Source organism: Micromonospora sp. NPDC047740 (assembly GCF_043204735.1).
In the GTDB taxonomy this organism is placed as follows: domain Bacteria; phylum Actinomycetota; class Actinomycetes; order Mycobacteriales; family Micromonosporaceae; genus Micromonospora.
Map to the genome: position 1 here is coordinate 155,714 of NZ_JBIDCT010000011.1, position 12,415 is coordinate 168,128.

General features: G+C 75.3%; 10 protein-coding genes. 3 read left to right on the top strand and 7 right to left on the bottom strand.

Features of this window, described 5'->3' with window-relative positions:
• The first annotated feature begins 222 nt into the window (after window positions 1-222).
• The 3 genes from ACGF4F_RS21660 to ACGF4F_RS21670 all read left to right on the top strand — a co-directional run bounded on the left by ACGF4F_RS21660 (window position 223) and on the right by ACGF4F_RS21670 (window position 5,876).
• Complete coding sequence (locus ACGF4F_RS21660) at window positions 223-1,125, top strand: S-adenosyl-l-methionine hydroxide adenosyltransferase family protein (protein WP_393079607.1); 903 nt, start codon at window positions 223-225, stop codon at window positions 1,123-1,125.
• Window positions 1,126-1,176: 51 nt separating this feature from the next.
• The gene (locus ACGF4F_RS21665; protein ID WP_393079610.1) at window positions 1,177-1,983 is read left to right on the top strand and encodes a DNA-formamidopyrimidine glycosylase family protein; all 807 of its coding nucleotides are present in this window, start codon (window positions 1,177-1,179) and stop codon (window positions 1,981-1,983) included.
• Between the two features lie 251 nt (window positions 1,984-2,234).
• Window positions 2,235-5,876 carry a multicopper oxidase domain-containing protein gene (locus ACGF4F_RS21670; protein ID WP_393079613.1) on the top strand — a complete coding sequence of 1,214 codons (3,642 nt, stop codon included), beginning with the start codon at window positions 2,235-2,237 and terminating at the stop codon, window positions 5,874-5,876.
• Between the two features lie 80 nt (window positions 5,877-5,956).
• Here the strand turns inward: ACGF4F_RS21670 and ACGF4F_RS21675 are convergent, their stop codons facing one another.
• The 7 genes from ACGF4F_RS21675 to ACGF4F_RS21705 all read right to left on the bottom strand — a co-directional run bounded on the left by ACGF4F_RS21675 (window position 5,957) and on the right by ACGF4F_RS21705 (window position 12,326).
• A complete protein-coding gene (locus ACGF4F_RS21675; RefSeq protein ID WP_393079616.1) occupies window positions 5,957-6,736 on the bottom strand; it encodes a hypothetical protein in 780 nt (259 codons plus the stop codon).
• Between the two features lie 16 nt (window positions 6,737-6,752).
• Window positions 6,753-7,619, bottom strand: a complete 867-nt coding sequence (locus ACGF4F_RS21680) for a PspA/IM30 family protein (protein WP_357433495.1) — start codon at window positions 7,617-7,619, stop codon at window positions 6,753-6,755.
• Between the two features lie 172 nt (window positions 7,620-7,791).
• A complete protein-coding gene (locus tag ACGF4F_RS21685; protein WP_357433497.1) occupies window positions 7,792-8,241 on the bottom strand; it encodes a helix-turn-helix transcriptional regulator in 450 nt (149 codons plus the stop codon).
• Between the two features lie 208 nt (window positions 8,242-8,449).
• Entirely contained in the window at window positions 8,450-9,028 is a 579-nt protein-coding gene (locus ACGF4F_RS21690) for a CinA family protein (protein ID WP_357433499.1), read from the bottom strand.
• A 142-nt stretch (window positions 9,029-9,170) separates the two neighbouring features.
• Entirely contained in the window at window positions 9,171-9,752 is a 582-nt protein-coding gene (gene pgsA, locus ACGF4F_RS21695) for a CDP-diacylglycerol--glycerol-3-phosphate 3-phosphatidyltransferase (RefSeq protein ID WP_357434288.1), read from the bottom strand.
• A gap of 77 nt (window positions 9,753-9,829) precedes the next feature.
• Entirely contained in the window at window positions 9,830-11,323 is a 1,494-nt protein-coding gene (gene rimO / locus ACGF4F_RS21700) for a 30S ribosomal protein S12 methylthiotransferase RimO (protein WP_393079621.1), read from the bottom strand.
• Window positions 11,324-11,402: 79 nt separating this feature from the next.
• A complete protein-coding gene (locus tag ACGF4F_RS21705; protein ID WP_393079624.1) occupies window positions 11,403-12,326 on the bottom strand; it encodes an ornithine cyclodeaminase family protein in 924 nt (307 codons plus the stop codon).
• Window positions 12,327-12,415 lie beyond the last annotated feature (89 nt).

The window sequence follows — 12,415 nt, forward strand, 5'->3', positions numbered from 1 at the left end:
AGAAAGGGCGGGTGACGGCGCGGGCGCAGGCGTGGGCGTCAATGCTCGGCGCATGGGAAATTCGTGGAGCCCTCGGCGGTACCGAGTCTCGGACGCCCATAGCGACCCTTCCACCCCGATCGGGAGCCGATCGCCAGTTTGGCGAAACATTGTCACATTCCACCCGATAGGGGCGGCGTCAGCCGTTCCGCTCCCACCGGCCCGCCGGATAGCCTTCCCCGCATGTTCCGGCCCACCTGCATCTCGCTGACCACCGACTACGGTCTCGCCGACGGGTTCGTGGCGGCGTGCCACGGGGTCCTCGCCCGGCTCGCGCCGGCAGCCCGGGTGATTGACGTGACCCACCTGGTGCCACCGGCGGACGTCCGCCGGGGCGCGGTGGTGCTCGCGCAGACCGTGCCGTACCTGCCCGAGGGGGTGCACGTGGCGGTGGTCGACCCGGGTGTCGGCACCGCACGCCGGGCGATCGGCCTGGCCACCCCGAACGGGCTGCTCGTCGGGCCGGACAACGGCCTGCTGCTCGACGCCGCCGCGGCACTCGGCGGAATCGCCGCCGCGGTCGAGCTGACCAACCCGGCGTGGCCGGCTCCCACGGTCTCCCGCACCTTCCACGGCCGGGACGTCTTCGCACCGGTCGCCGCCCGTCTCGCGCTCGGCGCACCGCTCGCCGAGGCCGGCCCGGCGCTGGACCCGGCGACGCTGGTCCGGCTGCCCGCACCGGTGCTCCACCGCACCGCCGACGGGTTCGCCGCCGAGGTGCTCACCGTGGACCACTTCGGCAACGTCCAACTCGCCGCCCCGGCCGACCTCCTCGACGGGCTGCCGGACCGGGTCCGGGTGACCGGCCGGGCCGACCGACCACACCAGCTCGGCGCGCCTGACGCCGCGCCGCTACGACAGCCTCAGCTCGGCGCGTCTGACGCCGCGCCGCGACCTGAGGCCGTCGCCGAGGCCGTCACGGGAGCCCTCGCGGTGCGCGGGCGCACCTTCGCCGACGCCCCGGTCGGGGAGCTGGTGGTGTACCCGGACTCCGCCGGCCTGCTCGCCGTCGCGGTCAACACGGGCCGGGCGGTGGACCGGCTCGGCGTACGTCCCGGGGACGTGGTGACGGTGACCCACGGCTGAGCCCCAGTCCGGGCCGGTGCGGGGCCCGGGCGGGCGAGGGAGGATGGGGAGGTGCCCGAAGGTGACAGCGTCTGGAACACCGCCCGCGTCCTCCAGCGCGCCCTGGCCGGCACCCGGCTCACCGGCTCCGACTTCCGGGTGCCGCAGCTCGCCGCAACCGACCTGACCGGCTGGACCGTCCGGGAGTCGGCCAGCCGGGGCAAGCACCTGCTGCTCCGGCTCACCGCTCCCGACGGGCGCACCGACGGCGGGCGGGACTTGACCTTGCACTCGCACCTGCGAATGGACGGCGCCTGGCGGGCGTACGCCCCGGGCGAGCGGTGGGCGGCCCGGCCGGCACACCTGATCCGGGCGGTGCTCCGCTCCCCCGGCGCGGTCGCCGTCGGCTACCACCTGCACGAGCTGGCGCTCACCCCGACCGCGGCGGAGGAGTCGCTGGTCGGCCACCTGGGGCCGGACCTGCTCGGCCCGGACTGGGACCCGGACGAGGCGGTCCGCCGGCTGGCCGCCCACCCGGACGAGAGCATCGGCGAGGCGCTGCTGGACCAGCGCAACCTGGCCGGGGTGGGCAACCTCTACAAGTGTGAGGTGCTCTTCCTGCGCGGGGTCTCACCGTGGACCCCGGTCGGGGCGGTGCCCGACCTGGCCGGCACGGTCGCCCTCGCGCAGCGGTTGCTCGCCGCCAACCGGGGTCGCTGGACGCAGAGCACCACCGGCTCGCTGCACCGGGGGCAGACCAGCTACGTGTACGGCCGGCGGGCCCAGCCCTGCCGGCGCTGCGGCACCGCCATCCGCAAGGCGGAGCAGGGCGAGCGGGTCACCTACTGGTGCCCGGCCTGCCAGCCGGACCGCCCCTGACCTCCGCGCCACCGGCCCGGAGGGCCGGGCTCGGAACCGGCGGGTGGAGATCTGCTTCGCCAGGTGACACCGGCGGCCGGCCCGTGGAACTTCCACGAACCGGCAAGATCGCCCGAGATTGGGACGATTGGGTACTTCCCTCACCGGCTTCGGCGTCGCATGCTGCGGTTGACTGCTCACCCATCGTCAGCAGCGCGTACGCCCCGCCACGCCGCGGTGGCGGCGGGCGCGCCCCGATCCCGGGGAGAGCCATGGCCCTGTTCCGCAGATTCCGGCCGGGCTGGGCGGACCGTGCCGTCCGGGCCGTCGAGGACAATACGCCGACCGTGCCCGCCGCCCGGCTCGCCGAGGAGGAGACCGGGCCGGCGCCGGCCAGCCTCGACCCGGCCGCCGTGCCCCGCTGCTTCGGCCCGGTGCCGAACTTCGCCGGCAGCCCGCTGCCGACCCTCGACCAGGCCGGCCGGCCGGTACCCGGAACGGGCATCCGCAAGTTCGTCGACGCGCTGCCGGTGCCCGCGTTCGACAACCCGCGCAGCGATCTGGAGCCGTCGCCGGCCGCCGCCGGGCTGGACGCCCGGCTGCCGGTGGCGGTGCCGGACACCATCAGCTGGCCCGGCTGCGACTACTACGAGATCGGGCTCCAGGAGTACGCGCAACACCTGCACCGCGACCTGCCCGCCACCCGGCTGCGCGGCTATCGCCAGCTCAACCTGGGCACCGACCCGTCCGGGCACAACACGGTCAGCCCGCCGGACCGGCCCTGGCACCTCGGGCCGCTGATCCTGGCCCGCCGCGGCCGGCCGGTGCGGATCAAGTTCATCAACCAGCTACCGACCGGGCGGGCCGGCGAGCTCTTCCTGCCGGTCGACGAGACCGTCGACGGGGCCGGGACCGGGCCGCGGGACGGGCCGGCGCCGTACCCGCAGAACCGGGCGGTGCCGCACCTGGCCGGCGCGCAGACCGCCTGGATCAGCGCGGGCAACCCGTGGCAGTGGGTCACCCCGGCCGGCGAGATCACCCCGTACCCGACCGGGGTCGGGGTCGTCCCGGTGCCGGACATGCCGCCGCCGGGCGCCGGGGCCACCACGCTCTACTTCCCGAACGAGCAGAGCGGGCGGCTGATGTGGCTGCACGACAACACGCTCGGCCTGTCCCGGCTCACCGTCTACTCCGGGCAGCTCGCCCCCTACCTGCTCACCGATCCGGCCGAGGAGCGGCTGGTCGACGAGGGGGTGCTCCCCGCCGAGCAGCTGCCGCTGGTGATCCAGGACAAGACGTTCGTACCGGACGACGCGCAGCTCGCCGACCAGGACCCGACCTGGGACCGGGACCGTTGGGGCGCCAAGGGCAGCCTCTGGCACCCGCACGTCTACCAGCCACGGCAGAACCCCTATCGCCGCACCGGCAGCAACCCCACGGGCCGCTGGGACTACGGGCCGTGGACACACGACCCGGACGGCGGCGGCAGCCCGTGGGTCGCCCCGGTGCCGAACCCGCACCACGACCCGGTCGCCGAACCGGAGGAACCGCCGCTGGCACCGGGCGTGCCGCACCCGTCGGCCGTCCCCGAGGCGTACGGGGACACCCCGCTGGTGAACGGGGTGGCCTACCCGTACCTGGTGGTGGCGCCGCGGGCGTACCGGTTCCGGATCCTCAACGCCTGCGCGGACCGCAGCCTCCACCTCCAGCTCTACCGGGCGTGCTCGGACGAGCCGATGTGGACCGACGACGGCGACCTGGCCGAGCCGGAGGCCGGGGAGGTGCCGATGGTCGAGGCGGTCCACGCGGCCGGGCGGCCGGCGTATTGGCCGACCGACGGGCGCGACGGCGGGGTGCCGGACCCGCGCGCCGCCGGCCCGGACCTGATCCAGGTCGGCAACGAGTGCGGCCTGCTGCCCGCCCCGGTGGTGCTGGTGAACCGGCCGATCGGCTACCGCTACGACCGCCAGGACCCGACCGTGCTCAACGTGGACGGGCACACCCTGCTGCTCGCCCCCGGCGAGCGGGCCGACGTGGTGGTGGACTTCTCCGCCGTCCCCCCGGGCAGCACCCTGATCCTCTACAACGACTGCCCGGCCCCGCTGCCCCGGTTCGATCCCCGCTACGACCACCACACCGACGCCCCGGACCGCACCCCGATCGGCGGCCTCCCCGCCGCCCAGCCCGGCTACGGGCCGAACACCCGGACCCTGCTCCAGTTCCGGGTGGCGGGCACCCCGGCGCCACCGTACGACCTGGCCCGGCTGGCCGCCCGCCTGCCCGGCGCGTACGCGGAGAGCCAGCAGCCGCCGATCGTGCCGCAGCCGGCGTACGACGCCGCCTTCGGCACGCTGACGCCTCGGGAAACGCTCGTGCCGGCGCGCACCACCTCGGTGACCTTCACCCCGGTGGGCGCGGTCACCCCGGTGACCCTGCCGTTGGCGGTGAAGTCGGTCGGGCAGGTGTTCGAACCCCGGCACGGCCGGGCGGTGGGGCGGCTCGGCGTGGGTCACCCGCACGCCGGCCCGCTGGCCCCGGCCACCCTGCCGCTCGGGCCGGTCGACCCGGCCACCGAGGTGCTGTACGCGACCGACCCCACCGTGCCGGTGGGCGCCCCGGTCGACGGCACCCAGTTGTGGCGGATCGTCGGGGACGCCCCGGGTACCCAGCCGGTGCACGTCGACGGCTGCGATCTGCAACTGGTCAACCGGGTCGGCTGGGACGGCACGCTGCGCCCGCCCGACCCCAACGAGCTGGGCTGGAAGGAGACCGTCCGGGTCAACCCCCGGGAGGACGTGATCGTGGCGTTGCGCCCGGTCCTGCCCGGCCTGCCGTTCAAGATCGGCGACAGCGTACGGCTGCTCGACCCCACCCGGCCGGCCGGCGTCCGGCTCGACGGCAGCCCGGTCAGTCCGATCGACGGGCGGCCCGCCACCGTGGTCAACCAGCTGGTCAACCTGGGCTGGGAGTATCGCTGGCAGACCCGGTCGGCGGGGCTGCGCGACCAGGGCATGAGCCGGCCCCTGGTGGTGCGGGTCGCCCCCAAGGCGCCGACCGGGCTGACCGCCACCCCGGCGCCCGGGTCGGCCACCGTGCTGCCAGCCATCGCGCTCGCCTGGACGGGCAACGGTAGCCGCCCGCCGGCCACCAGTCACCTGCTGCAGCGGGCCACCGACACCACGTTCACCGCCGGGCTCACCGAGATCACCGTGGCGGCCACCGCCACCCGGTACACCGACGCGACAGTGACGCCCGGGGTCACCTACCACTACCGGATCCGGGCGGAGAACGCGGTCAGTTGCTCGGCCTGGTCGAACAGCGTCCCGGCGTCGGTGCAGCTCACCTCGCCGGCGAAGCTGACCGCGGCGGTGCCGCCGGCCGCACCGCTGCGGGTCGCGCTGCGCTGGGCCAACCGCTCCTTCGCCACCGGGGTGGACGTGCAGCGGGCCACCAACCCGACGTTCACCAGCGGGCCGGGCACCACCGCCATCGCGGTCGGCGACGCCCACCTCGACGCGGCGGTCGCCCCGGACACCACGTACTACTACCGGGTACGCACCACCTACCTGGGTGCCGCCTCACCCTGGTCCACGGTGGCGACGGTGAGCACCCCGCCCCGGCCCGGAGTGCCGACCGGGGTGTGCGCCACCGCGACCGCACCCGCCCCGGACACCGCCACGGTGATCCTGAGCTGGTCCGCCAGCACGCCCACCGGGCCCGGGTCCGGCTTCGTGGTGCAGCGCGCGATCGACCCCGGATTCACCCGCGAACTGTCCGCCTTCAGCGTCACCGGCCGCGGGTTCACCAACACCGGGCTGGCCCGCGGCGTCACCTACCACTACCGGATCAGGTCGTTCAACGTCGTCGGCACGTCCGCCTGGACCGGCCCCATCCCCATCACCACCCCCGACTGACCACCCGCTGCGTTGATCAAGAGGTTTACGTCAGGAATTCTCGCGGTCCGGACGCAAACTTCTTGATCAACACAGGTCGGTCAGGGGGTGCGGAGTGGGGGGTGGGCGGTGCGGAGTTCGGCCAGGGCCGAGGCCACGCCGTGCAGCAGGTCGGTCGCCTCGGTGAGGCGGGCGGCGGCCGGGTGCTCGGTGCTGGGCCGGACGTCCTCGGCGACGTAGCCGGCGGCGGCCACCACCAGCCGCTCGTACGCGGCGACCCCGCTCTCGAGCTGGGCGGCCAGGGTGCCGTACGCCTCGGCGAGCGACCCGTGGGCCTCGGCCGGGGCGAGCTTGAGGGCCCGTTCCACGCTGGCCACCCGGTTGGCCAGGTCGCGCAGGGAGCGGTCGGCCTCGGCGGCCTCCTGGACCGCCGGCTCGGCCAGCCCGGTCAGCCGCCCGGTCATCCCGGCCAGGGTCAGTGCCGCCCGGTCCAGCCGGGCCCAAGCCGTGGCTGCGGAGGTGCCGCGCAGCGCCAGGCGGGAGCGGACCCGGCGTACCTCGGACAGGACGCCCGGGCCGACGGGCAGCCGCTCGACGGCGGCGACCAGCCGGGCGCGGGAGCGGGCGGCGGCCTCGGCCGGGTCGAGGGCCGGCGGTGCCGGCGCGGCGGCCAGCGCGCGGAGGTCGGCCCAGCGCCAGGCGGCGACGGCGATGGCGCTGCCCGCGGCACCGGCCCAGACGGCGTCCGGCAGGCCGATCCCGGCGTACGGGGTCAGCACCGCCGCCGCGCCGCCGAGCCCGCCGGCCAGGACGCTCCACCGCCGGGCGGAGCGCCGCAACCGGCGCAGCCGGCGGAAGTGTCGGTTCCGCTCGTCGGCCATCGGTCTCCCCCGCCTCTCAGCCGGTGGTGCTCTCCCCGGCGCCGTGCTCGCGGCTCATGCTGGCCCGGATCTGGTCCAGCCGGGCGGCGGCGGCCGGGTCGGCGGCGGGCGCGGCCGCCGGCTGCCCGACCGCCGGGGACTCCTGCCGGCCGGTGAGCCGCTCGCCGGCCATGCTCGACCGGATCTGCTCCAGTCTCGCCGTCCCGGCGGAGTCGAGCGTGGCCTTCTGGATCTCCAGCATCCGGCCCTCGACGGAGTTGCCGGCCAGCTCGGCCCGGCCCATCGCGGTGGCGTACCGGCGCTCGATCCGGTCCCGGACCTCGTCCAGGGAGGGGGTGGTGCCGGGCGCGGTGAGCGCGGACATGGACTCCAGCGAGCGGGCCACGCTCTCCTGCATCTTGGCCTGCTCGAGCTGGCTGAGCAGCTTGGTCCGCTCGGCCAGCTTCTGCTGGAGGATCATCGAGTTGTTCTCGACCGCCTTGCGGGCCTGCGCGGCCGCACCGAGCGCCTGGTCGTGCAGCGTCTTGAGGTCCTCGGCGGCCTGCTCGGCGGAGACCAGCTGGGTGGCGAGCAGCTGCGCGGACTGCTCGTACCGCCCTGCCTCGGCCTCGTCGCCCCGGGCCCGGGCCTGGTCGGCCAGGACCAGGGCCTGCCGGGCGTTGGCCTGGAACTGCTCGACCTCGGACATCTGCCGGGACAGCTTCATCTCAAGCTGGCGCTGGTTGCCGATCACCGCGGCCGCCTGCTGGACCAGCGCCTGGTGCTGCCGCTGGGCCTCCTCGATGGCCTGCTGAATCTGCACCTTCGGGTCGGCGTGCTCGTCGATCTTCGAGCCGAAGAGCGCCATCAGGTATTTCCAACCCTTGACGAACGGGTTCGCCATCTCCGCGTTGTCCCCTCAGTAGCGTCGCGCCGCTGCCCCGGCCGGGCGGGTCGACCGGCGGGCCGCGCGGTGAGCCTCCATCGTCCCAGCCCGACGCCAGCGCGGCACCCGTACGACCCTGATCAACAGTACGCGGCGTCCGCCACCGGCGGCCATGGCGCGACTGAGCGGATCAGGCGGCGCAGACCACGTCCCGGTCCGCGGGGCGGACCCGGGTGCTGCGCAGCGTCGCCTTGAGCGGCGAGTCCTGGCGGACCTGGACGGCGACCGACCCGTCGGAGGCGACCTGGCGGACGCTCCGGTTGGTCGCCTTGCGGACGGCGGGCGGGGCGACCGGGGTCGACTCGACCGGCTGGTCGGCCACCGGCACCAGCACGCCCGGCAGCTGCTCGGCCAGGGCGACCGTGTCGCTGACCTCGCGGAGCAGCTCGGACAGGCGGGCGCCGAGCGCGTCGCAGATCGCGGCCAGCAGCTCGCTGGAGGCTTCCTTCTGGCCGCGTTCGATCTCGGAGAGGTAACCGAGGCTCACGTTGGCGGCGGAGGAGACCTCGCGGAGGGTGCGGTGCTGCCCCTGCCGGCGCGCCCGCAGTGCGTCACCGATCACCCGGCGTAGCAGGACCATCGCACCTCCCCCTGACGGGACCACCATCTCCGGCCGGTCGTGCCGCGCCGGACGCGGTGGACCGCCCCGGCGCCGACGTCGTCCGTCGGAGCCTTCCCGCAACCGTACCCGTTAGCCGCCCCGGCGACATCCCGCCCCGCCCCTTCAATCGCCGACCCCGCCGCGCGGGCCGGTCGGGCGACCCTCGGCCGGGCGGTGGGCATCCGGCTCACCGACGCCCCACCCCGGCCCGGTCGGCGGCCTCCGTCGGACCGGCATCGGCGGCCTCGGCCTCCCGCTCGTTGGCGGCGTGCAGCCGGTCGGCGAGCAGTCGCAGCGCCTCGATCACCGCGGCCGACCGGATGTGCGCGCGGCCCCCGTCGAGGTCGAGCTGGCGTACCTGGGCGCCGCCGGGCCCGGCGACCGCGACGTACACCAGGCCGACCGGCTTGCCGTCCTGCGGTTCTGGCCCGGCCACCCCGGTGGTGGCCAGCCCCCAGTCGGCGCCGCAGCGGCGCCGCCCGCCCTCGGCGAGCGCCACGGCCACGTCCGGGTCGACCGGTCCCCGCTCCGCCAGCAGATCCTCGGGTACGCCCGCCAGCTGCGCCTTCAGCTCGGTGGCGTAGACCACCAGCCCGCCCCGGTACGTCCCGCTCACCCCGGCGATCTCCACGATCGAGGCGGAGAGCAGGCCGCCGGTGAGGGACTCGACGGTGGCCAACGTCTCGTGCCGCTCCGACAGGCTGTGCACCACCCCGGCCGCCGGACTGCCGACGGGGCGTTCCCCCCGCGCATCCCGATCATCCATGCCCCAGTCCCTTCCCGACCCACCTCGGCCTACTCATCCTCCCCACCGATCCGTCGAGCACGGAGTCATCGCCATGACACGCCGGTCCCGGGGGCAACGAACTCATGATCGCCGACCCGGGCGAGGGGCGGGGCGGGTGCGGTCAGGGGATCGGGCGGCGGCGGAGGCGGAGGGCCTGGGCGATGTAGTCGAAGCCGGTCAGCACGGTGACGACGACCGCGGCACCCATGATCCACGGGCCGACGACGGCCAGCGGCTCCGGCATCGGCCAGAGGTACCAGGTGATGGCGAGGATCTGGAGCGCCGTCTTGATCTTGCCGCCCCGACTGGCCGCGATCACCCCGCGCCGGATCACCCAGAAGCGCAGCGCGGTGATGCCCAACTCCCGGACCAGGATCACCACGGTGACCCACCAGGGCAGCCGGTCGTACCAGGAGAGCAGCACCAGCGCGGCGCCGGTGAGCGCCTTGTCGGCGATCGGGTCGGCGACCTTGCCGAGCGAGGTCACCAGCGCGAACCGACGGGCGATCCAGCCGTCCACGAGGTCCGTCGCCGAGGCGACCACGAAGATCAGGCAGGCCGCCATCCGCCAGCCCGCGTCCGTGAAGTCGGAGGCGACCACCGAGGCGGCGAAGACCGGCACCAGCACCAGCCGCACCGCGGTCAGCACGTTCGCCGCGTTGAGCAGGGGCACCTGACCCACGGTCGGGTCCGCCCCGGTCATCGCCGTGCCCCGCTCCGGCCGCCGTGGCGTACCCGGCACCGCACCACGTGGCTCCCCCGCTCCGTCCGGGCCCGTCGTCACCGCGCCGCGCCGGGCGCCGCCGAGATCATCTCATCCGGTACGGCGACCAGGTCGACGCCCTCGGTCGCGGTGACCGTGGCCCGGACCAGGTCGCCGGGGCGCAGCGCGGCCAGGTCCACCCCGCCGCCCACCGGCGCGACCAGGGTGGTCGAGCCGTCCACCTCGGGCGCCTGGTGCGCCGCCCGCCCCTCGACCACACCGTCGGCGACCGAGTCGACCAGCACCTCGACCGTCGAGCCGAGCCGCTCCTCGGCCCGCTGCGAGCAGAGCTCGTCGGCGAGCGCGCTGAGCTTGTCGTACCGCCGCTTGACGGTGGCGGCGGAGACCTTGCCGGGCAGGCCGGCGGCCTCGGTGCCGTCCTCGTCGCTGTAGTCGAACACGCCGATCGCGTCGAGTCGCGCGTCGGTCAGGAACCGGACCAGCTCGGCCACGTCCTGCCGGGTCTCGCCCGGGAAACCGACGATGAAGTTGCTCCGGGCGCCCGCCTCTGGGGCGAGCGCGCGGGCCGAGGCCAGCAGTTCCAGGAAGCGGTCGGTGGACCCGAAACGGCGCATCCGGCGCAGCACCGGCTCGCTGGAGTGCTGGAACGACAGGTCGAAGTACGGTGCCACGCCGGGCGTGGTGGCGATCACCTCGACCAGGCCGGGCCGGGTCTCGGCGGGCTGGAGGTAGCTGGCCCGCACCCGGACGATCCCGTCGATCGCGGCGAGCTGCGGCAGCAGCTTCTCCAACGCCCGGGGGTCGCCCAGGTCCTTGCCGTACGAGGTGGAGTTCTCGCTGACCAGCACCAGCTCGCGGACGCCGGTCTTGGCCAGCCACTCCGCCTCGGCGAGCAGCTCGTCCGGGGTACGCGAGACAAACGCGCCGCGGAACGCCGGGATGGCGCAGAACGCGCAGCGGCGGTCGCAGCCGCTGGCCAGCTTGAGCGAGGCGACCGGCCCGGTGTCGAGCCGGTGCCGCAGCACCTGCCGGAGGTGGGCCGGAGTGTGCTCGTCGGTCGCCGTGAGAGCCCGGGTGGGGGTGCCGTGACCGGGCAGCGACACCGCCGCGTCGCGCCGCTTGACCGGGGTGAGCGGCAGCAGCTCCCGCCGGTCGCGAGGGGTGTGCGCGTCCAGCGCCTCGCCGGCCACGACCGCGTTCAACCGGGCGGAGATCTCGGGGTAGTCGTCGAAGCTGAGCACCGCCTGCGCCTCGGGCAGGCTGTCGGCCAGCTCGCGGCCGTACCGCTCGGCCATGCACCCGGCGGCCACCACCTTGGCGCCGGTGTCGGCGGCGGCGAGCAGCGTCTGGATCGAGTCCTGCTTGGCCTTCTCCACGAAGCCGCAGGTGTTGACGACCACCACGTCGGCGCCCTCGCCGTCGGTGGTCACCTGCCAGCCGTCGGCGTGCAGCCGCGCGGCCAACTCCTCCGAGTCGACCTCGTTACGGGCGCAGCCCAGGGTCAGCAGGGCGACGCGACGGCTGTTGGCAGGGGAGGTGGCAGACACCATCCGAGGGTACCGGGCCGGGTCGGGGGTCCCGCGACGGCGGGCCGTCGGGATCAGCGCCCCTCCCCCGGCCGCCCGGGCGTCAGCGGGCCGCCGCGCCGACCCGGGCCAGGCGGTCGAGCAGGAAGACCTCCGTGCCGGCCAGGCCGGTGGAGCAGAAGACCGAGATCTGGTCCGCGCCGGTGCGGCCCGGGACCGCCCCCGCCAGCACCGCGCCCAGGTCGCGCAGCCGGCCGGCGTACGGCTCGACGGCGGTGAGCATCGGCGGGACGTACGCGGCGGCCTGCGCCGGCGAGTCGGTGACCAGCAGGTCGGCGGCGTCCAGCAGGTCGGTGCCGAACTCGTGTCGGTTGACCTGCTTGAAGCCGACCGTGTTGACGTGGGTGCCCGGGGCGAGGTCGCGGGCGTCGAGCACCGGCGTGGTGCTGGTGGTGGCGAGCACCACCACGTCCCGGTCGCGGACCGCTTCGGCGGCGGAGGCGACCGCGTGGGCCGGCACGCCCAGCTCGGCCCGGACCCGGGCGGCGAACGCCTCGCGCCGGGCCGCCGAGCGGCTGTGCACGGTCACCTCGCGCAGCGGACGAACCGCGGCGGTGGCCCAGACCTGGGTCCACGCCTGGCGGCCGGAGCCGATCACCCCGACCGTGGCCGCGTCGGGGCGGGCCAGGGCGGCCACGGCCACCGCGCCCAGCCCACCCGTGCGCCGGGAGCCCAGCTCGTCGCCGACGGCGATCGCCCGCACCGCTCCGGTTCGCGCGTCGTGCAGCACGACCAACTGCCCGCTCTCCGCGTGCCCGAAGGTGTCGTACGAGCGGAAGCCGTACCACTCGCCGGTGAGGTGACCTGCGGTGAGCACCATCCGGCCGCCGCCCAGCGGGGCGGACGCCCGGGGCGGGGCGATCAGCCGGCCCTCGTAGGCGGCCAGCAGGGCGTCCCGCATGGCGGCGACGGTGAGCGGCGCGTCCACCGCGGCGGCGACGTCCTCGTCGGAGAAGAGCAGGGCCATGCGAACATAGTGCAACCTGAAGTTAACTTGAGATCCACCGACGGTGGGCTTTGTCACCACATCGGCCGGTGGCCGGCGCCGGTGCTACG